Source organism: Paractinoplanes deccanensis (assembly GCF_016862115.1).
Taxonomy (GTDB): Bacteria; Actinomycetota; Actinomycetes; order Mycobacteriales; family Micromonosporaceae; genus Actinoplanes; species Actinoplanes deccanensis.
Genome location: NZ_BOMI01000171.1, coordinates 21,619 through 42,289 on the forward strand (window position 1 = coordinate 21,619; position 20,671 = coordinate 42,289).

General features: G+C 72.5%; 18 protein-coding genes. 11 read left to right on the top strand and 7 right to left on the bottom strand.

Features of this window, described 5'->3' with window-relative positions:
• Positions 1-6 precede the first annotated feature (6 nt).
• Entirely contained in the window at positions 7-681 is a 675-nt protein-coding gene (locus Ade02nite_RS40635) for a hypothetical protein (RefSeq protein ID WP_203775681.1), read from the top strand.
• Here the strand turns inward: Ade02nite_RS40635 and Ade02nite_RS40640 are convergent.
• From Ade02nite_RS40640 to Ade02nite_RS40650, 3 genes are all read right to left on the bottom strand, one after another.
• Positions 678-1,259 (bottom strand): DinB family protein, encoded by a 582-nt coding sequence (locus Ade02nite_RS40640; protein WP_239169405.1) that lies wholly within the window; start codon positions 1,257-1,259, stop codon positions 678-680. The two genes, Ade02nite_RS40635 and Ade02nite_RS40640, sit on opposite strands and share 4 nt — an antisense overlap.
• A gap of 5 nt (positions 1,260-1,264) precedes the next feature.
• A complete protein-coding gene (locus Ade02nite_RS40645) occupies positions 1,265-2,170 on the bottom strand; it encodes a DUF6282 family protein (RefSeq protein ID WP_203775685.1) in 906 nt (301 codons plus the stop codon).
• A 594-nt stretch (positions 2,171-2,764) separates the two neighbouring features.
• A complete protein-coding gene (locus Ade02nite_RS40650; RefSeq protein ID WP_203775687.1) occupies positions 2,765-3,895 on the bottom strand; it encodes an SMP-30/gluconolactonase/LRE family protein in 1,131 nt (376 codons plus the stop codon).
• Positions 3,896-3,956: 61 nt separating this feature from the next.
• Between Ade02nite_RS40650 and Ade02nite_RS40655 the strand changes: the two genes are divergently transcribed.
• The 3 genes from Ade02nite_RS40655 to Ade02nite_RS40665 all read left to right on the top strand — a co-directional run bounded on the left by Ade02nite_RS40655 (position 3,957) and on the right by Ade02nite_RS40665 (position 7,071).
• Positions 3,957-4,418: a YfbM family protein gene (locus tag Ade02nite_RS40655; protein ID WP_239169408.1), complete on the top strand. Its 462-nt coding sequence runs from the start codon at positions 3,957-3,959 to the stop codon at positions 4,416-4,418.
• A 37-nt stretch (positions 4,419-4,455) separates the two neighbouring features.
• A complete protein-coding gene (locus Ade02nite_RS40660) occupies positions 4,456-5,748 on the top strand; it encodes a hypothetical protein (RefSeq protein WP_239169406.1) in 1,293 nt (430 codons plus the stop codon).
• Positions 5,749-5,844: 96 nt separating this feature from the next.
• On the top strand, positions 5,845-7,071 hold the full coding sequence (locus Ade02nite_RS40665) for an NHL repeat-containing protein (protein WP_239169409.1): 1,227 nt from the start codon (positions 5,845-5,847) through the stop codon (positions 7,069-7,071).
• A 503-nt stretch (positions 7,072-7,574) separates the two neighbouring features.
• Here the strand turns inward: Ade02nite_RS40665 and egtD are convergent.
• The 4 genes from egtD to Ade02nite_RS40685 are packed head-to-tail and all read right to left on the bottom strand — an operon-like array spanning position 7,575 to position 11,795.
• A complete protein-coding gene (gene egtD, locus Ade02nite_RS40670) occupies positions 7,575-8,522 on the bottom strand; it encodes an L-histidine N(alpha)-methyltransferase (protein WP_203775693.1) in 948 nt (315 codons plus the stop codon).
• Positions 8,519-9,307 carry an ergothioneine biosynthesis protein EgtC gene (gene egtC / locus Ade02nite_RS40675; protein WP_203775695.1) on the bottom strand — a complete coding sequence of 263 codons (789 nt, stop codon included), beginning with the start codon at positions 9,305-9,307 and terminating at the stop codon, positions 8,519-8,521. The genes egtD and egtC overlap by 4 nt, the downstream gene beginning before the upstream one ends.
• Positions 9,307-10,602 (bottom strand): ergothioneine biosynthesis protein EgtB, encoded by a 1,296-nt coding sequence (gene egtB / locus Ade02nite_RS40680; RefSeq protein WP_203775697.1) that lies wholly within the window; start codon positions 10,600-10,602, stop codon positions 9,307-9,309. The genes egtC and egtB overlap by 1 nt, the downstream gene beginning before the upstream one ends.
• A complete protein-coding gene (locus Ade02nite_RS40685) occupies positions 10,599-11,795 on the bottom strand; it encodes a glutamate-cysteine ligase family protein (RefSeq protein ID WP_203775699.1) in 1,197 nt (398 codons plus the stop codon). The genes egtB and Ade02nite_RS40685 overlap by 4 nt, the downstream gene beginning before the upstream one ends.
• Positions 11,796-12,016: 221 nt before the next feature.
• Between Ade02nite_RS40685 and Ade02nite_RS40690 the strand changes: the two genes are divergently transcribed.
• The 7 genes from Ade02nite_RS40690 to Ade02nite_RS40720 all read left to right on the top strand — a co-directional run bounded on the left by Ade02nite_RS40690 (position 12,017) and on the right by Ade02nite_RS40720 (position 20,644).
• Positions 12,017-13,276, top strand: a complete 1,260-nt coding sequence (locus Ade02nite_RS40690; RefSeq protein ID WP_203775701.1) for a pyridoxal phosphate-dependent aminotransferase — start codon at positions 12,017-12,019, stop codon at positions 13,274-13,276.
• A 93-nt stretch (positions 13,277-13,369) separates the two neighbouring features.
• Entirely contained in the window at positions 13,370-14,923 is a 1,554-nt protein-coding gene (locus Ade02nite_RS40695) for an alkaline phosphatase D family protein (protein ID WP_203775703.1), read from the top strand.
• 11 nt (positions 14,924-14,934) lie between these two features.
• Positions 14,935-15,864, top strand: coding sequence for a diacylglycerol/lipid kinase family protein (locus Ade02nite_RS40700; RefSeq protein WP_203775705.1), 930 nt, complete (start codon positions 14,935-14,937; stop codon positions 15,862-15,864).
• 50 nt (positions 15,865-15,914) lie between these two features.
• Positions 15,915-16,436 (top strand): sigma-70 family RNA polymerase sigma factor, encoded by a 522-nt coding sequence (locus tag Ade02nite_RS40705; protein WP_203775707.1) that lies wholly within the window; start codon positions 15,915-15,917, stop codon positions 16,434-16,436.
• Entirely contained in the window at positions 16,433-17,266 is an 834-nt protein-coding gene (locus Ade02nite_RS40710; RefSeq protein ID WP_203775709.1) for a hypothetical protein, read from the top strand. Before Ade02nite_RS40705 ends, Ade02nite_RS40710 begins: the two co-directional genes overlap by 4 nt.
• Positions 17,263-18,315 carry an amidoligase family protein gene (locus Ade02nite_RS40715; protein WP_203775711.1) on the top strand — a complete coding sequence of 351 codons (1,053 nt, stop codon included), beginning with the start codon at positions 17,263-17,265 and terminating at the stop codon, positions 18,313-18,315. Before Ade02nite_RS40710 ends, Ade02nite_RS40715 begins: the two co-directional genes overlap by 4 nt.
• 115 nt (positions 18,316-18,430) lie before the next feature.
• Positions 18,431-20,644 (top strand): putative bifunctional diguanylate cyclase/phosphodiesterase, encoded by a 2,214-nt coding sequence (locus tag Ade02nite_RS40720; RefSeq protein WP_203775713.1) that lies wholly within the window; start codon positions 18,431-18,433, stop codon positions 20,642-20,644.
• Positions 20,645-20,671 lie beyond the last annotated feature (27 nt).

A 20,671-nucleotide genomic window follows, 5' to 3' on the forward strand; every position in this document is an offset into this window, starting at 1 on the left:
CTGGACATGGTTGCCGTTCGGGCGCTCGACACAGGAACCAAAGCACGATTCGTCGTTTCCGTGGCACTGGGCGCAGCCGCTTTTCTCAGCGACTTCGTTCCGGGAACGCTCGGAGCGGTCCTGCTCACGCTGACCAGCAGCGGGCTCGCGTGGGGGATCACCGCCTTACTCGTCGGTTTCCGGCAGAGCACGTGGCGAACGGCCGTTGTCGAGAGCACGGCCGCTCTTCTCGTCGCCACGGTCGTCTACTACGCGATGATCCTCGGGATCAGCCGGCGGTGGCGCGGTGGCACTCTTCAGGACGGCAGCTCCGCTGATCTCAGCAGCCTGCTCTCGGTGGGCCGCGCCGTGGCGTTCTGGGCTGTGGCGTCCGTGTGCGCCGGCCTTCTCCTCGGCGCCATCGGCTGGAGGGTAAGCGTGGGCAGCGACCGTCAAGCCGCCCTCCTCACGCTTCGATATCGTTCTCGGATTGACGCTTTCGGGAAGCCTGACAATCGTCATCTCGGCGATCGTGGCGTTCTATTTGTTATGGCGGCGGCGAAGCAGGTCCGTCATAGTGCACTTCGTCATGTCTGCGGTTCTCAGCGTCATGCTGGGCATCGGGCTGTGGAGGCTTGTGGCGCTTGCGCGCGTGCTGGTCTCGGTCTGATGGCACGCGCCTCGCGCCTTCGCCCTTCCTAGTCGCGGAAGGTCTGCGCTGCCTTCTCCACGCGGTCGCGGTAGGCGGACCACCACTCCCGGTCGGCGGGTGGCAGGTTGGATACCCCGGCGCGCAGGCCGGCCTCGCCGTCGATGAGCTCTCGGGTCAGGTCGGCGTGGCCGGCGTGGCGGTGGGCCTCGGCGGTGACGTGGACGAGGATCTGGTGGAGGGTGACGGCGTGGCGTTCCGGCGGCCACCACGCGACCGTGCCGGGGGCGTCGGCGGGCAGCGTGGCGATGGTCTCGTCGGCGTGCGCCCAGACGCGGTGGTAGAGGGCGATGATGTCGTCGCGGGACTCGCCGGGGGTGGCCCACATGTCGGCGTTCCATTCGGCCTCGAAGCTCATCCACGGCAGCGGCTCGGGGAAGGGGCGGCCGAAGGTCTCGCCGAAGTAGCCGGCCTCCACGCCGGCCATGTGCTTCACCAGGCCGAGCAGGTTGGTGCCGGTGGGGACCAGCGGGCGGCGGGCGTCGTACTCCGGCAGGCCCTCCAGTTTCCACAGCAGGGCGTCGCGGGCGTGCTGGAGGTAGCGGTGCAGGTGGGCGACGTGAGCATCCATGGTCATCAGCATGCCAGGCGGCGCGAATTGGTCACGGCCATGGTGTGGATCTCGTCGGGGGTGAAGCCGGCCTCGAGCAGACGGTCGGCGAACAGGGCCAGGCCGTCCTCGACGGGCGGGTTGAAGGGCTGGCCGAGGTCGCTGGAGAGCACGGAGCTCCCGACACCGGCGGCGCGGATGTTGGCGAACAGGTCATCCCAGGAGACCTTGCCCGTGTACGGGGTGGTGAAGCACCGTTCCAGCAGCGCACCCATCGCGGCGAGCTCCCGCTGATCGGTGGCGGGCAGCCGCTGCGACGTGAACTCGGGGTGGGTGACGACCACCCGCCGTACGCCCTCCTCGAAGGCGGCCGCGACGACCGCGCGGATCTCGGCCGCCGCGAGATGGCCGGTGGCCAGCACCATGTCGTGCCGGGCGACCACCCGCAGCACCTGGCGCACCGCGTCGAGCACCGTGCCGTCGTCGGCGACCACCTCGACGATGTCGGGGACGATGCCCTGGGCGTGCAGGTCGGCCTGGAGCGCGCCCCACATGGCGGGCTTGGCGCCGGGGAGGTCGCCCGCGGTGGAGGTGCGCTGGTTGCGGGAGTCGACGGTGGGCATCCAGACGACGCGCGCGCCGAGCCGGCCGGCGATCTCGACGGCGGCGGGGTTCATGCCGCCCATCGAGCCGTTCAGGGTGATCGCGCCGAGGGCGTCGACGCCGGGGACGGCCGCCCGGACGACCGACGCGCGCTCGGCCGTCGTCACGTAGTGCGACTTGAGGACGAAGCCGGCGAGCCCGACGTCGGCGCAGCGCCGCGCCAGGGTGAGGTCGTCGATGCGGCGCTCCATGACGTCGGGGGCGACGTGGACGTGCGTGTCGTACGCCCCGGCGACGATCTCGCGCGCCGAAGGAGACGGGTCGGGCATAAAACCCCCATGGATATCGTCGACAATCCCGTCTACGATCCCAGCTCAATTGATCCAGATCCATAGGTTCGCGCTCGTTCGGCTACAACGCCCACTTCGAGCAGGTCGCCGCGACGTCAGCGCGCCTCCACGAGCTGCTCCACTAGGCATGCTCGGCCCCTTACCGCCCAACTTTCGTCGGACGGCATCGGCCGAAATACCGATTTAGCCGATCATGGGTGCGCGGAGACTTGATCGGTGCCGCACCGGACACCACGTCACTCCGACAGCGAATGGCCGGGCCGGCCCCGCCCCCGGCTGTGGGAGCGGCTGACCTCGTGGCAGCGTGCGGGCGTGATCGTGGTCGTTCTGTTGGCGCTGGCGGCGGGGTGCATGGCGGCTTTGGGCGATTAGCGCGCTTTGCGCGCTTTGCGGCCGCGCCCCTGCTTGGTTGCCGCGGGCTCGCGGTCTGCCCGATTGCTGCGGGCTCCCGGGCGGCAGGGTTTGCGCGGTTGCTGCGGGCTCCCGGATGGCGCGCTCGGCGGGTCTGCGCGGTTGCTGCGGGCTCCCGGATGGCGCGCTCGGCGGGTCTGCGCGGTCGCTGCGGGCTCGCGGTCAGCGTGCTTTGCGCCGGCGTCGCAAGAGCAGGAGGCCGGTTGCGGCGGCTGCCAGGAGGGCGCCGGTGACGAGCAGGCCGACGGGCAGAGGGCCGGCCCGATCCGACGCCGACGTGGGCTTCGCCTGAGCGGTCGGCGCGGTCGTGGCCGCGGCCGGCTCGGACGGCGTGGTCCTCGTCGACTCGGCGGGCGCCGGCGTCGCCGTGGCCGTGGCCGTTTGCCGCAGCGGATAGCGCAGGATCGCCGGCCGGCGGCCCTCCGAGACCGTGAGCAGGGCATCACCGTCGGGCGTGTACGTGATCGACTCGCCCTGCGGCTCGTCGGAGAGCGCCGTCCCCCGCGGCTCGCCGCCGGTGATCGCCCCGACCACGTCGCCGCCGGTCACGTCGAATGCGAAGGCGTCCGCGTACGTCCTCAGCACCGCCTTGGTCCCGTCCGGGCTGACCGCGCCCCCGGTGATCACGAGGCGCCCCGCCAGCGAGAACGGGTTGCTCGTCGTCGTCACCGGCAGCCGCACGTTCCCGGCGAGCCTCAGCGCCGTCGTCTTCCCCTTGCCGAGCGGCCCCACCGGCACGTACGCCCCGGCCGCCAGCGGCGTCTTGGTCACGATGACCGGCGTGCCGTCCGGGCTCAGCAGGAGTGCCTCGGCATCGTGCGCGCCGTCCGGATACTTCAGTCGCAGCAACTCCGGCGCCCGCCCGCCGGGCGCCAGCCGCCACAGCGCGACCGTGTCCCGGACGGCCGAGTTGTCCCCGATGTCCGCGACCCACACGGTGCCGTCCCGGCCCAGCGCGAGGTCCTCGGTGTCCCGCGGCCGCGACGGATAGCCCACCGTCCGGACCACCGCGCACCGCCGATCCAGAAAGAAGATCTTCCGCCCGGCCGGATCGTCGGCGCCGTCGTTGACGACCACGTAACCGTCGCGGGTCGCCGCCATCCCCGAGATCTCGTCGAGCCGCGAGTCGCCGATCCGGCACACCTGCTGACCACCCACGGCCGCGAACGCCGGCCCGGCCGTACCGCCCAGCACCGCCAGACCCACCAGCGCCGCCGCCGTGGCCCTCGCCGCGGACCCGAAAGGTACAGGGCGCGACTCGGTGCCCGAGCCGTCCGTCGACAGCAGCTTCACCGGGCCATTATCCGTGCCGCACGCCAGCCGCCCCCGCCCGATAGATTCTTCTCCCGTGGGCATGATCTTCGTGGGCCGCCGCGTGCCGGCCGCCGACCTCCAGGCAGTCCTCGACGACCCCGAGGCGATCGACGCCCTGTTCGAGGGCGACGACGTGATCGATCTGGACAAGTCCTGGCACGGCATCCACTACCTGCTGACCGGCACCGCCTGGGAGATCACCGAGGGCGCCGGCTCCGCCATCCTGGGCGGCACCGAGGTCGGCGACGACAACGGCTACGGCCCACCGCGCCTCCTCCAGCCCGGCGAGGTCAAGACCGTGGCCGCGGCCCTGGAAACCGTCCGCCCCGCCTCGCTGCGCGCCCGCTGGGACCCCGCCGCCCTCGCGGAGGCCGAGATCTACCCGCAGTACTGGGACCCCACCGACTTCGACTCCTACCTGGAGCCCAACTTCACCGCCCTGCGCGACTTCTACCGAACCGCCGCCGCCCGCGACCAGGCGGTCCTGCTCGCCATCGTGTGACCCTCCGATCCGCGCGCGATCTTGTTAGCCTGCGCGCATGACGGCGGATGCACGGAGCTCTCGCGGGCGCGACGACGGCGGCAAGCGCCTCGGCGGCCTTCTCTTCGCGGCGGCGACCGGGGCGCTGGCCGGGGTGGCGATCGCGGGGCGGCGGGGGCGGCGTGCGGGAGTCGTCGGCGGGCTGGCCGGTGCGGCGGTGCTCGCCGCGGGTGAGGCGGTGGCTCGGGCTCGGCAGCGGCCCCAGGAGATTCCGGCGCTGTGGTCGCGGGTGCTCATGAGCGGGGCGCTCGCGGCGCCGGCCGGCTGGCTGGGCTGGCGGGTCACCAAGGCCGGCCCGGTTGCCGTGGGGCTGGCCGCCGGCTCGGTGGCGGGGGCGCTCGGGCTGCGGCCGCACAAGGTGGTGCTCGGGCCGGTCGTGGGCGCGGCCGTCGGCGCTGCCTGGGGCCGGGACGCGCCCCCGGCGGCGGTCGCGGCGAGTGCGGTGGCCGGCTATCGGGTGCTGGCCGCGCTGCTGTTCCGTGATCCGCAGGTGGGGCTGCTCGCCGAACGGGTGGGTGCCGAGGAACTGCCGTTCGTGGTGCCGCTGGAGGCGCGCACCGGCTATGTCGGCACCGGCTACGTGCGGCGGCTGGCCGACGATCTCGGCGGCACGTACCAGGCCGACGCTCCGGACGTGGGGATCGTCGCCTCGCTCGACGACCTCGCCGGGCCGCAGTTCGATCCCGCCGGGGTCGATCCGCTGGTGCGGGAGTTCTACGAGCACACCACCCGGTTCCGGCTCGACATCGTGCCCGAGTGGCGGCTCTGGGTGCGGCCGGGCTACCTGCTTTACCGCACGTTCGTGGCGCGTCCGCTCGGGCAGGCCAACGTACCGATGAACCAGCGCGAGACCCTGCGCGGCGTCCGCAGCCGCATCGACACGATCACGCCCGAGGGCACGGACGTGGCCGGCGTGCGGGGATGGATCCGGTCGTACGCCGACACGGACGAGCCGATCTACGTGGGCATCTACACCACGTACCGGCACGACGGGCGCGGCTATGTGAGCGTCGGCTTCCCGGTGCCGCAGGGCAACTTCACGGCCACGCTGCTGCCCGTGCCGCGCCCCGGCGGCGGTCTCGTGCTGAGCAGCCGCAGCGACCTCGAGCATCCCGGCCACTATCTGACCTACGTCGACCCGGAGACCCGCGAGCTGACCACTCTGTCCGTGCACGGCTTCGCCGAGCGGCTGGACGTCTTCGTCGACGGGGGAGAGCTGCGGGCCGAGCACGCGTTCTCGCTCTATGGGCTTCCGTTCCTTGTGTTGTACTACAGGATCTACCGCAAATAGTGAACTGCTAGCACCGACCTCACACCGCGCCGATGAGACTGGCGCCACATCGCGTGTCCAGGGTGGACCGCGGACGGGGAGGTGATCGGTGTGCGTATGCGTGTGCTGGTGGCGGCGGCCGTGGCCGGGGCGCTGACCGCGCCGGCCGGAGCGTGGGCCGCGGACCGGAGACCCGATCTCGACACGTCGTTCGCCGGCACGGGAGTGGTCTACGACTACTTCGCGCCGGGGGACGAGGTCGTCGGGATGGCGGTTCAGCCGGACGGCAAGATCCTGACGCTGTCGTCGGGTGACGGCAAGTTCAACCTGGTGCGCCGGCTCGCGAACGGCGACTACGACATTCCGTTCGGCGACTGGGGCGTCGTGCGGACGGATCCCGATCCCGCGAGCGACTGGGAGGCGCCGACGTCGGTCGCGCTGCTGCCGGACGGGCGGTTCGCCGTCGGCGGCTGGACGTCGCGCGACGGTCACGCGGTCGCGGTGCTGGTGACGTACGCGAGTGACGGCTCGGTGCAGAGCACGGTCTTCCCGGAGCTCGGCGACGGCGTGACCTCCTCCCAGATCATGGCGCTGGCGGCGCGGCCGGACGGCAGGCTGCTGATCGCGTTCCGCTCGGCCACCGCGGACGGCGGCGACGCCCCGGTGCTGGCCCGCCTGCTGCCCGACGGCACGCCGGATCCCACGTTCGGCGCCGGCGGGGTGGTCCGCGCCGACGTCGGCACCCGGGAGTTCGACCTGGTGACCTCCCTGGCGCTCGCCCCCGACGGCAAGATCGTCGTCGCGGGCAGCACCGCCTACTGGAGCACCCTGCCCGAGCCGACCGGCGACATCATGCTGGCGAGGTTCACCGAGAGCGGCGCCCTCGACCCCTCCTTCGGTACGGGCGGACGGGTGACCCGCGACATCACCGGCCCCGACGGCATCGACGGCGGCGACGACCCGGTGGTCATGGCCGACGGCCGGATCGTGATGACCGTCGGAACCCAGCTCGGCGACACCCACCGCACGGGCCTGCTCCGCTTCCTGCCGAACGGCCGCCCGGACCGCACCTTCGACGGCGACGGCCTGACGCTGACCTCGTACGACTCGATGAACTCGCCCGTCGTGGCCCCCACCGGCGGCATCACCGTCACGGGCGCCGAGAGCAGCGACGTCCTGCTGGCCGAGTTCAGCGCCGACGGCCGCCGGCAGCTCTGGTCGAAGCGCACCGACATCGCGGGCGCCAACGAGCGCGGAAACGTCCTCCGAGCCCAGCCCGACGGCAAACTGCTCGTCGGCGGCCTGAGCGACAACTCGTCGGCGGTCTTCCGCTTCACCCGCTGACCCGCCGCCGGAAAGTCGATCACCGACGGGAGCCGGTGCGCCGGTCGGACGAGCCGGAAGAAGCGGTGATCGACGCCCGGGGCGACCGACCGGAAGCGGTTGCGGCAAGGGTTGTGGTCGGGGTGGTTGGTGGCCGAGGGCGGTCGCCTCGGGTGGTTGTGATCGTGGGGTCGCCGGGGCCGAACGCGGTGCCTTGAGGGCGCGCGCTGCGTCGACGGGTGGTGGTTGCCGGCGGCGATGGGATGAGGCCGCTCGCCCGCCAGAGGGTGTGGTGATCGAGGGCGGGGCGGTGGGCCGGGAAGCGGCCGTGCGGAGGCGGACGGTCGAGTGCCGGGTGGGCGGTGGCGGCCGCCCACCCGGCGGGATCAATGGACTGCGGTCGGACGACGGCGGTTGGACGGCCGCCGCTGGGCGGCCGGGGTTGGAGGGCGTGGTTGGACGGCCGGGGTTGGACGGCCCGGGTTGGACGGCCGGGGTTGGACGGTCCGGGTTGGACGCCTGGGTCAGACGGCGGAGGACAGGGACAAGCCGAAGCGGGACTCGTCGTCGGTCCACCACTGGTCGAGGGTGAAGCCGGCCTCGGCCAGTTCCTTGTCGACGCGCTCGCGGCGGAACTTTGCGGAGATCTCTGTGCGGATCTCCTCGCCGTCGGTGAAGTGGGCTGTCAGGTTGAGGGTGGGGATGGTGACGCGCATCGGGCGGGTGGCGCGGAGGCGCATCTCGATCCACTCGTTGATGGGGTCCCAGAGGGCTACGTGGGCGAAGGCGTCGACGTCGAAGTCGGCGCCGAGGGAGGCATTGATGACGCGGAGGACGTTGCGGTTGAAGTCGGCCGTCACGCCCTGGGCGTCGTCGTAGGCGGGCACCAGCACGCTCGGGCTTTTCACCAGGTCGGTGCCGAGCAGCAGGCGCTCGCCGGGGTGGAGCACCTCGCGTACCGAGGCCAGGAACTTCGCCCTCTCCGCCGGTTCGAGGTTGCCGATGGTGCCGCCGAGGAAGGCCACCAGGCGGTCGTCGCCGCCGGGCAGGTGTCCCAGGTGGCGGCCGAAGTCGCCGACGATGTTGTGCACGCGCAGCCGCGGGTAGTCGGTCGCGATCTGGGTCGCGGCCGCGGCGAGCGCCGACGCGGAGATGTCCATCGGCACGTACGTCTCGAGGGTGCCGAGCGCGTCCATCAGCAGCCGGGTCTTTGTCGAATAGCCGGAGCCCAGCTCGATCAGCGTGCGGGCCGGGGGCAGCTCGGCGGCGTGCGCGGCGAGGATGGACCGCTCGGCGCGGTACGGGTAGTACTCCGGCAGCTCGGTGATCTGCTCGAAGAGCTCGCTGCCCCGCGCGTCGTAGAACCACTTCGGCGGCAGCCACTTGGGGTCGGCGGTCAAGCCGGCGGTCACGTCCGCGCGCAGCGCGCGGGCGAGGTCGCCGGCGTCGAGGTAGACGTCTGTGACGGTCATGCTTCTCCCAGCGGGGTGATGGCGAGCTCGCCGGCGTCGGCGACGAGCAGGGAACGGTCCGGGACGGGCCGCCAGGCCGGGGCGTCGTCGAGCGGTTCGGAGCTGACCAGCACGCAGCCGTCGCCCTGGCGTACGGACAGGGAATGACCGGCCGTGGTGGCCACGATGGTGGTGCCGTCGGTGAGCAGCAGGTTGAGCCGGGAGCCGGGCGCGGCGGCCTCGACCTCGGCCACGACCGCGGCGACGGCGGCGGCCGGCGGCGAGGAGCGCAGCCGGGCGCGCACCAGCGCCCACAGCAGCGCCGAGTCGGTCGGCGCCTCCAGCGTGAGCAGGTCGGCCGTCGGCAGGCCGGCGGCGAGCTTGACCATCGAGTCGGGCCAGCCGGTCACCTTGCCGTTGTGGCTGAACAGCCACGGCCCCGCGGCCGCCGTGAGGTCGCCGCCGTGGTGCGGGACCGGGCCGGCCGTGTCGCCGAACGGCGCCGCCGCCGTCTCGACCACCGGCATGCCCTCGGTCGCGCTGCGCACGGCCGCGAGCACACCGGTGACCGGCAGGGCCGCCGCCAGCGCGGGCAGCGTCGTGTCGCTCCACAATGGGGTGGCCCGGCGGTAGCGCACCGCGCCGGCCGGCGTGAACCAGCCGACGCCGAACCCGTCGGCGTTGATCGTGCCGCCGCCGCGCATGTCGCGCGGCGCCCACGACTGGCGCGACAGCGAGTGCGGCGGGTCGAAGAGGAGCCGGGCCAGCGGGATCGCCGGCCCGGCGTAGGCCAGATGGCGGCACATCAGGCGTCCCGCGCGAGCCGGAAGCCGCTGAAGATCTGCCGCCGGATCGGATAGTCCCAGTTGCGGAACGTGCCCCGGATCGCCGCCCGGTCGGTGCCGAACGACCCGCCGCGCAGCACCTTGTAGTCGGGGCCGAAGAAGACCTCCGAGTATTCCTTGTAGGGGAAGGCGGCGAAGCCGGGGTAGCCGTGGAAGTCGGTCGACGTCCACTCCCACACGTCGCCGATGAGCTGATGGACGCCGAGCGGCGACGCGCCCGCGGGGAACGCCCCGGCCGCCGCGGGACGCAGGTGTTGCTGCCCCAGGTTGGCGTGCTCCGGCGACGGGGTCTCGTCGCCCCACGGATAGCGGCGCGAGCGGCCGGTGGCCGGGTCGTGGCGGGCCGCCTTCTCCCACTCGGCCTCGGTGGGCAGCCGCTTGCCGGCCCACGCGGCGAACGCCTCGGCCTCGTAGTAGCAGACGTGCACGACCGGCTCGTCCTCGACGATCGGCGCCGTGCGGCCGAACGAGGTGGCCAGCCAGCCGTCGCCGTCGCGCTGCCAGTGCAGCGGCGCGGTCAGCCCGGCGGCCTGGCGGTGGTCCCAGCCCGCGGGGCTCCACCAGCGCGGGTCGTCGTAGCCGCCGGCGGCGATGAACGCGGCGTATTCCCCGTTTGTCACGGCGGCCCGGGAGATGTGGAAGGCCGGAACATCGAGAACGTGGGCCGGCCGCTCGTTGTCGAGCGCCCACGCCTCGGTGTCGGTGCCCATGGTGAACGGGCCGCCGGGCACGAGGACCTCGCCGGTGACGGAGCTGCCCGGCGGCGGGGGCGGAGCGGAGAGCACCGGCGCGCCCACGCGCAGCTGGTGCGTGGCGAGCATGGTCTCGTCGTGCTGCTGCTCGTGCTGCACGATCATGCCGAACGCGAACCCGTCGACGGTGAGCCGACGGCCCTCCAGCCGGGCGGCGTCGAGCACGTCGAGCGCCTTGTCGCGCACCTGGGCCACGTAGCGCCGGGCCTCGGCCGGGGTGAGCAGCGGCAGGGCCGGGCGGTCGCGGCGGGCGTGCTTGAACGCGTCGTACAGCTCGTCGATGTCGCGGCGCACCGGCTCGCGGCCGCCGACGTCGCGCACCAGCCAGAGCTCCTCCTGGTTGCCGACGTGGGCCAGGTCCCAGACCAGCGGCGACATCAGCGGGGAGTGCTGGCGGATCAGGTCGCCGTCGTCGACGGCCTCGGTGAGCAGGGTGGTGCGGTCACGGGTGCGGATCAGCTCGGCGGCGACGCGGTCGCGCAGCCGCTCGGTCTCGATGGTCACTGCGAGCCCTCCCAAGGCAAGCGCTCGATGAAGGAGACGATCTGGGCACGGACGGTGGGGGAGAGGCCGGTGCCGTCGAGGCGACGGCAGGCCAGGTCGAGCAGGGCGGCGGCGGTGCGCCGCAGGGCGGGGTCGGCCAGGCCGAGGCGCGCGGCCTCGAGCCAGCGGCCGGCGGTGGGCGCCGCCAGGTCGAGAGCGGTGGCGGGGTCGTCGAGCAGGGTGGTGAGGACGGCGACGGGCACGATCCAGTCGTCGCCGGGCTGCGCGTCGAGGTAGCGCACCTCGAGGTAGCCGCGCGGCCGCACCGGGGGGAACAGCAGGCTGAGGTGGTAGTCGACGTCGCCGGGCGTGAGGGCCCACGGCAGCGCGCCCTCGGCCCAGTCGCGCAGGGTGAGACCGGGTGGCGCGTCCCAGCAGGCGCCGTCGCGGCGCACGCAGGTGAGCGGGGCGTCCAGCGCGTAGCGGGCCCAGGCGCCGGCCGGATCGCCGGTGACCGGGACCGGATGGGTGAGCCGGGGATCCATCGCCCACCACGCCGCCATGCGGGCCGAGGCGAGCCCGGTGTCGCGCCCGGCGTGCCGCCGGGAGTTGGCGAACGCCGCCACCAGCGGCGGCCCGAGCGCCGAGGCGGCGGCCCACCGCAGCGGGTCGTCGCCGGGGTCGAGGCAGACCTGCAGACCGGCCGTGCTGCTCATCATCACCCGCCCGTGCGGGCCCCGGGCGTCGAAGGCCTGCTCCATCGCGTCGTAGCGCGGGGTGCGCAGGATCCGCCGGGGCTCGCGGTAGGGATCGGCGCCGTGCTCGCCGAGGGAGAGGCCGGCCTCGCCGAGCAGCTGCGTCAGGTAGGCCTTGTCGGCGCTCACCGCGGCGTGCAACGAGGGCAGGGAGGTGGCGGGGGCCGAGGAGATCTCGACCTGGCCGCCGGGCTCGACGGTCAGGGTGCCACCCGCGGGCAGCGGATCGGGCGGTACGGGCGACCCGAGGGTCACCGGGGTATGGCGGCCCAGCGCGTCACGGAGGACGGCGGGCCGCAGCGGCGCGGAAGGCGCCACCGAGGAGTGCAGGGTCCATTCCAGCTCGGCGCCGAGGAGGGTGGGCGGGCCGGTCTTGAAGCAGATGGCGCGGATGTGCGCCTCCACTTCGTCCTGGGTGCGCAGCACGGTAGCGGTGACCGTGCGCGTGCTGTCGGTCATGGGGGCGACGCTACGACCGGGGTACGACACTTTCCCGCGACCGATCCCACATGACCTTGGATGAACCCGGTCCGACCTGCGCAATCATCGCGAAGTGATCTGGATCACAAGCGAATTTAAGGCGCCGCTAAGGCGGTGACCTGCGCAAACAGAAATTCGTGAACCCTTTGAAACTTCTTCCCGTACTGGATGGCGGCCAACCAACCACACAAGGAGTCGTCATGGCGGGGACCGGAATCGACACCTCGATCCTGCACAAGGGAGCGCACAGCGCCTCCTACTTCGACCTCGCGCGCAACGCGGGCGAAGGCGTGGAGATCGTGGACTTCTGCATCCCGTGCAATCCGTACTTCCCGACGCCGGAGATGTTCGACGAGCTCACCCGCGACCTCAAGAACATCCTGAAGTACTACCCGAGCGACTCCACCAGCATCACCAAGAAGCTCTGCAGCGTGCTCGGCCTGCACCCGCAGACGGTCGCGATGGCCAACGGCTCCACCGAGCTGATCACCTGGATCGACCACCTGCTGATCAAGGAGAGCGTGGCGATCCCGATCCCCACCTTCGGCCGCTGGACCGACCAGCCGCTCGAGACCGGCAAGCGCGTCGACATGTTCCCGCTGCAGGAGCGCGACGGCTTCCGGCTCAACCTCGACGACTACGTGCGCTTCATCCGCGACCGCGGCTCCCGCGTCGCCGTGGTCTGCAACGTCAACAATCCGGACGGCTGCTACCTGCCGCGCCGCGACGTCATCCGCTTCATGGACATGCTCGGTGACCTCGACCTCGTGGTGATCGACGAGTCGTTCATCGACTTCTCCGACATGGAGCAGTACCCGTCGGTCGGCCCCGACGCGGTGATCCGCCCCAACACCGTGGTGCTCAAGAGCCTCGGCAAGAACTTCGGCCTGCACGGCATCCGCTTCGGTTACCTGATGGCGAACCCGTCCATCGCCGGCAAGATCGGCAAGGCGCTGCCCAAGTGGAACCTCAACTCGCTCGCCGAGAAGGTCGTCTTCATGATCCAGGACCACGAGGAGGAGTACGAGGACAGCCTGCGCCTGCTCAGCCGCGACCGGCGCGCGATGGCCGGGGAGCTCGCGCGCATCCCCGGCATCACGGTCTTCCCGTCGCAGGGCAACTTCATCCTCGTGAAGCTGCCGACCGAGTGGTCCGGCGTGGCGCTGCGCGACTACCTGGTGGCCAACCACGGCGTCTACACCCGTGAGTGCGGCAACAAGCTCGGCATGACCAGCCAGTTCATGCGCCTGGTGGTGCGGCCGGCCCGCGACGTCGACCGGCTCATCGACGGCATGCTCGACTACGGCCGCCAGTTCCGGGTGCGCGACACCTATCAGGAGGAGCCCCTCGAGGGCCGGCGCAGCTGGTCGAGCGGCCTGGAGGAGGCCCCCAACAACCTCATCCAGTATCCGTCGCACCGCTCCAGCGAGTACGTCGGCCGCCGAGCCGCGAACGCGTAGTCATATATACGTCACGTGCCTTTCGCCCGGCGGTGGCCGGCATGACAGGGTGACGGCCGAGATTGGACGCACTCGACGTCGAGGAGCCGCCCCATGCTGACCCGTCGCCATGTTCTCTCCGGTGCCGCCGCCGCGGCCGGGCTCGCCGCGCTGCCGCCGGCGTCCGCGCACGCGACGCGGGCCGCCGAGCTCTTCCCGCTCGGGGTCGCCAGCGGCGATCCGCTGCCGAACGCGGTGATCCTCTGGACGCGGCTCGTGCACGCCTCCCTGAGGGGCAAGGTCGAGGTGGAGTGGCAGATCGCGCACGACGAGCGGTTCCGCCGTGTCGCCCGGCACGGACGCGTCATCGCGCGCCCGGAGCTCGCCCACTCGGTGCACGTCGACGCGCGCGGCCTCGACGCCGGGCGCGAGTACTTCTACCGCTTCCGCGCGCTGGGCCGGATCAGCCCCACCGGGCGCACCAGGACCGCCGGCCGCGGGAGCAGCCTGCGCTTCGGCATCGTCAACTGCCAGGACTTCCAGAACGGCTACTGGCCCGCCTACCTCGGCCTCGCCGCCGAGGACCTCGACGTCGTGGTCCATCTGGGCGACTACATCTACGAGTACGACCCGAGCAGCCGTTTCGCGGACCGGCGGCACACCGCGCCGCAGACGCCCGGCCTCGACCAGCTCGTCACGCTCGACGACTACCGCGCGCGCCACGCCCAGTACAAGAGCGACCCCGCGCTCCAGGCCGCGCACGCCGCGTTCCCGTGGATCGTCACCTGGGACGACCACGAGACCGAGAACAACTACGCCGGCCTGATCGACGAGATCGACGACACCGGGGCCAAGCGGCAGACCCTCGCCGAGTTCGCCCGGCAGCGCGCCGCGGCGTACCAGGCCTACTACGAGCACATGCCGATCCGGGCCGACCTGCGGCCGGGCAGCACCGACCTGCGCATCTTCCGCCGCTTCGACTTCGGCCGGCTGCTGCGCCTCAACGTGCTCGACACCCGGCAGTACCGCACCGACCAGCCCGGCGGCTTCCCCGGCGACTTCGGGCTCGCCGAGGCCGGCCTCGCCAACGCGGCGGGCAGCCTCACCGGCGAGGCCCAGGAGCACTGGCTGCGCGCCGGTCTCGACCACTCGCCGGCCCGCTGGAACGTCGTCGCCCAGCAGGTGATGATGAGCCGCATCAAGTTCCCCAACCCGACCGGCGCCCCGGTGCCGCCGATCGTCGCCAACCTCGACCAGTGGGACGGGTACGCGCCGCAGCGCACCCGCTTCCTCCAGCACCTCGCCGCCGCGAAGGTGGCCAACCCGGTGATCCTGGCCGGCGACATCCACTCGACCTGGTTCAGCGAGCTGCGGGTCGACTTCGACCGGCCCGAGCAGCGGCCCGTCGCCGTCGAGTTCACCGCCACCTCGGTCAGCTCGGACTTCCCGATCGCCTTCGACGCGCCGCTCAAGGCCGTCAACCCGACGCTCAACCCGCACGTCAAGTACTTCGACGGGTCCCGGCGCGGCTACCTGCGCTGCCTGGTCAACCGGTCGGTGTGGCACACCGACGTGCGCACGGTCGAGACGATCGACGTGCCCGACGCGCCGGTGAGCACCAGCGCCTCGTACGCGGTGGAGGCCGGGACCTCGGTGCTGACCCGATAGGGTCGCTCCTGATGCGTACGAAAGAGGAGCTGACCGAGGCCATCCGTGGCGAGCGCCGGGCGGTGCTGGTCGTCAACGCCCACTCCCGGCGCGGCCGGCAGCTCTACGACGACGCCCGGTCGCGCCTCGCCGAGGCGGGCTTCACGCTGCTCAAGGCCTATCCCGTCGACCGGCCGCAGGAGCTGCCGGAGATCCTCGCCGAGGCGATCGGGCTGGGCCCGGACCTGCTGGTGGCGGGCGGCGGCGACGGCACGATCAGCACGGCGGCCCGGCTGCTCGCCCACCGCGACATCGCGCTGGGCCTGCTGCCGCTCGGCACGACGAACAACTTCGCGCGCACCGCGGGCATCCCGCTCGGCCTGGACGAGTCGATCGCCGTGCTCTCCACCGGCAAGGTGATCGACCTCGACCTCGGCCTCGCCGGCGACCAGGCGTTCACCAACCACGTCGGCGTCGGGCTGTCGGCCGAGGTGATGCTCAAGGCGCCGCGCCCGCTCAAGCGGCTGTTCGGCAAGGTCGCCTACCCGCTCACCGCCCTGGGCCTGCTGGCCACCCACCGTCCGCTGCGCATCACGGTGCGCACCGACGGGCGCAGTCACGTGTACGTGAGCCACCAGGTGTACGTGGCCAACGGCGGCCACCACGCCGGGCGCCCGATCACCGGCGACGCCAACGCGGACGATCGGCTGCTCGTGGCGTACCCCGTCGGTGGTCCCTCGAAGATCGAGCTGGTGCGCGAGACGGCGCGCAACGCCGCGACCGGCCCGCGCCGCAGCCTGCGCGAGGAGCCTTTCCTCGCGGTGGACGAGCTGTGGCTCGAGACCGACCGGCCGGCCCGCGTCGAGGTCGACGGCGAGCCCAGCGGCAGCACCCCGCTGCGCATCGGCCTCGCCGCGAACGCCCTGCGGGTGATGGCTCCGCTCGGCGTACCGGACAGGTAGAAAAAAATATCGGGGAACGACTGCACAACCCGGGCTCGGGAGACGTCTAGATGGTTGTGACCTTCGAGCAATTCGCGATGGCCCGGCTTCCCAGCCTGATGCGGTACGCGGTCGTCCTCACCGGCGACAACGATCTCGCTCAGGATGTCGTCCAGGAAGTGCTGGCCCGGGCGCAGGTCCGGTGGCGCCGCATCAGCGAGGCCGACTCGCCCGAGGCGTACGTGCGGCGCATGGTGCTCAACGAGTACCTGTCGTGGCGGCGCAGCTGGGCGGTGCGGCACGTGCACGCGGTCGGGGAGCGCCTCGTCGAGCTCGACGACGCCCGCGGCGCGGCCCACGACCACGCCCAGGACGTCGTCGAGGCCGACGCGCTGTGGAACAGGCTGGCCACGCTCGGCCGCAAGCAGCGAGCGGTGCTGGTGCTGCGCTACTACGAGCAGCTGGACGACGACGCCATCGCCGACCTGCTCGACTGCACGCCCGCCACCGTGCGCAGCCACGCGTCGAGGGCGCTCAAGACGCTCCGGCTCTCGGAGCACGTGAACCGGATCCCCGCCGAGGAGAAGTTGTGACTGAGCACCACCAGGACCAGTTGCGCGAGACCTTCGAGAAGTATTCGCAGCAGACTCCCGATCCGGCCGCCGTCTACGCCCGCGTGGAAGAGCTCGCGGGCAAGTACAAGCGCCGCCGCCGGGGTGCCTACGTCGCGGGTGGCGCCGTGCTCGGCGCCGGCCTGATCGCCGGCGTGCTCAACCTGCCGTCGGTCCTGCCCGCCGGCCCGGGCACCCAGGGCAACGCCACCCTGCCCGCCGCCGCGCCGGCCGTGTCGCCGTCGGTGAGCGGCACGCCGAGCGAGGCGGATCTCAAGAAGTACTGGAACGCCTACTTCGGCGCCGGCTACGGCTACAACGACGCCCTCAAGCTCGCCAAGATCTGGAAACTCGGCACGGGCGACGTCGGCTCGGTCAAGGCCGAGGCGGGCCGCCGCCTGCTGCTCGGCGAGACGCTGCCGGTGCAGCCCTCGCCCGACCCGGTGGAGAGCGGGCCGTCGGAGGCCGAGATCCAGAAGTTCCAGAAGCAGCTCGACGCGTTCTTCAACGCCGGCTACACCTGGGACGAGGCCGAGAAGCTCGCCAAGATCTGGAAGATCGGCGACCCGTCGGACGCCAAGGTCGAGGCCGGCAAGCGGTTGCTCGCGGGCGAGACGCTGCCGGTGCAGCCGACCGCGGACAACGTCCAGGCGGCCAAGGAGGCGCAGCAGGTCGAGGCCTTCTTCAAGAAGGGCTACGACTTCGCCGACGCCGAGAAGCTGGCCAAGCTGTGGAAGATCTCCACGAGCGAGGCCAAGGCCGAGGCCGGCAAGCGCCTCCTCGCCGGTCAGACGCTGCCGATCCAGCCGTGACCGCGGAGCTGCGCCGGCGCATCGGCTTCGAGATCGAGCTGATGGCGCCCCGCGGCGCCAGCCGGCGCACGCTCGCCGACGACCTGGCCGCCCGCTGCGGCGGCCGGGTCCGCCCGGTCTGGCACCACGACAGCGAGCCGTCCCTGGTGCCCGGCCTCGGCCGGTTCCTGCACCTCACGCAGGGTTTCGAGGTGGTGCGCGCCGACGGCACCCCGCTGTGCACGCTCGTTGACGACATCACCCTGCTCGACGGCCTCGACCCGCGCTCGCCCGCGCTGCCCGGCTGGTTCCGGGTCCTCAGCGACGATCCGCGGCTGCTGCGCCTGCTGGCCCGGCACGCCGACCCGGGCGCCCCGCTCGCCACGGTCCTCGACGCCGCCGCCGAGCTGTGGGGCCGGGTGCCCGAGCCGATCGCCGACGTCTACCGCCTCGACGACGAGGCCGGCGCGACCATCGCGCTGGCCGCACCGCAGGGCGCCGAGCGCGAGCGCCCGTGCGAGATCGTCACGCCGCCGCTCGCGACCGGGCACGAGAAGGCGCTCGACGAGCTGCTGGTGCCCGCCCGCGAGCTGGGTTTCACCGTGCCCCACGAGGCGGCGGTCCACCTGCACGTCGACGGCGCGCCGTTCCGTGACCCGCGCGCGCTGGCGAACGTCGTGCGGCTCTTCGCCTCGTGGCGCGAGCCGCTGCGGGAGCTGCTGCAGACCAACCCGGCCTGTCGTCGCCTGGCGCCGTTGCCGGCCCCGCTGGTCGAGGCGGCCGCGGGCAACCCGGGCTTCGACGACCTGGCCAAGGCCGCCGCCGAGGGCGAGCTGACGAAGTACTTCGACGTCAACCTGACCCAACTCTTCGCCGACCAGCCGATCCGCGACACCGTGGAGATCCGCATCCTGCCCGGCATGATCTCGACCGACGAGATCGTCAACCGGGCCGCCCTGGTCGAGCTGCTGCTCGACCGCTGCGAGGACCCGGAGCCGCTGCCCGTGCCCGCGGCCCCGTCGGTCGAGGACCTGCTGCACTTCGCCGCGGAGGCGCTCGCCGGCCGGTGAGCGCCGGCGCCGTGCGTTGTGCCGGCGTTCACCGGCCCGAGAACGGCAAAGCTCCGCCCCGCGCCCGTGATCCGCTGGAAAATGAGGGCCACTCCTGCGTGGGAAGGGCCGGCCGGTGAAACAGCACGCCTGGTGGTTGGTGCTGCTCGCCGCCGCCCTGATCATGGGCGCCGCGCAGCTGTTCGGGCTCACGGTCACGAGCGTCGCCGCGGGCGTCATCGCGCTGGGGGCGTGCGCGGGCGTCGCTTACGGCGTACACCTGCACAGGCCGGACCGGCCGGTGGCCTGGCGCCTCCTGGCCGCGGCGGCGGGCTGCGCCGGGCTGGGGCTGCTGAGCTCGGCGGGGCCGGAGCGGCTCAACGTGGTCGGCGTGCTGCACCCGGCGACGTTCTTCCTGGCGTTCGCGGGGCTGGCCCTGCTGCCGCGCCGCGACGCCTCCGGCGGACGCTCGGGCGGCATCAGCGAGACCGGCATCATCGTGTGCACCGGCGCGCTGCTGGCCTGGGTCATGCTGTACGACCCGTACGTGCACGACCGCAACGCCGCGACGAGCCTGGAGACTCTCGTCTACCCGTTCGCCGACGTGCTGCTGCTCGGCATGGCGCTGCGTCTGTTCGCCGTGCAGGAGCGCCTGTCCCGGCCGCATCTGCTCGTGCTGGCCGGCGTGCTGGTGTTCGTCGTCGCGGACGTGCGGCTCTTCCTCGTCACGGTGACCGGCTCGGGGTTCGGCCCGGGCCCGAGCCTCACCGCCTGGGGACTGGCGTACGCGCTGATCGCCGCGGCCGGTCTGCACCCGGCGATGGGCGCCGCCCGGCCCGCCACGCGCGCCCGGGCCGGGTCGCTGAAGTTGATGGTGGTGCATCTGGTGCTGGTGCTCACCGGGCCGGCCGCGACGGCGTACGCGCTGATCCGTGATTATCAGGAGGAGGAGCTGGACGCCGTGGACATCGGCGTGCCGGTGACCTTCACGGCGCTGATCGCCGTGCTGCTGGTGATCCGGATGACGCTCACCGCCCGGCTCGCCGGCCGTCAGGCGTCCGCGATGCGGCACATGGCGCTGCACGACGCGCTGACCGGCCTGCCCAACCGCCGGCTGCTCACCTCGGAGGTGCCCGCGACCGGCGCGCTGGTCCTGCTCGACCTGGACGGCTTCAAGGACGTCAACGACCGGCTCGGGCACGCGCTCGGCGACGAGCTGCTGGTGGCGGTCGCGGGCCGGTTGCGGCCGCTGCTGCTGCCGGGCGAGCTGCTCGCCCGTACCGGGGGAGACGAATTTGCCCTGGTGGTGCCCTGCGACGACGCCGACGAGGTGATGGCCCGGGTCGGTGACGTGCTGGCCGCGCTGCGGGTGCCGTTCGACGTGCGCGGGCACAGCCTGCACGTGACGGGCAGCGCCGGGATCCTGCTGCTCACGCCCGACGCCGGCACGGCGGAGCTGCTCAGTGACGCCGGCCTGGCGCTCTACGCGGCGAAGGCGGCCGGCAAGGACCGTGCGGTGATGTTCGACCCGCGCCTGCGGCAGGAGCAGATCGATCGTGTACGGATGGTCGAGCGCCTCCGCGCCGGGCTGGCGAACGACGAGTTCACCGTCCACTACCAGCCGATCGTCGACCTGCGTGACGGCCGGATCGCCGCCGTGGAGGCGCTGGCGCGCTGGATCCCGCCGGGCAGCGATCCGATCGGCCCGGACTGCTTCATCCCGGCAGCCGAGGACAGCGGCCTGATCATCGAGCTGGGTGAGCGGGTGCTGCGCCGCGCCTGCGCCGACGCGGCCGCCTGGCACCGCGGCCACGGGGTCGCCCTGACCGTGAACGTCTCGCCGAGGCAGCTGGCCGACCCGGCCTTCGCCGCGAAGGCCCGCCGCGCCGTGGCCGACAGCGGCTTGCCCGCGCGCGCCCTCACCCTGGAGATCACCGAGGGCGTCCTGGTGAACGCCGGCACCCAGGCCGACCAGGCCCTGTCCCACCTGGCCACGCTGCGCGGCGACGGCATCCGCGTGGCGATCGACGACTTCGGCACCGGCTACTCGTCGCTGGCCTACCTGCGCGACCTGCCCATCGACACCCTGAAGATCGACAAGTCCTTCATGCCCGCCGACCCCGCCGACCTGCGCCAGAAGGCCCTGGTCCGCGCGGTGGTCGACCTGGCCCGAAGCCTGGACCTCACCACCGTCGCCGAGGGCGTGGAGACGCCGCACCACGCCGACCTGCTGCGCGAGCTCGGCTGCGACCGGGGCCAGGGCTATCTGTTCGCGCGGCCCGCGCCGGCCGCGCGGGTGACCGCCCTGCTGGCGGCCGATCAGGCGGCCGCCGCCACGCTCGCCGGCTGACTCACCATCCCCTCCGCCTGGCTAACA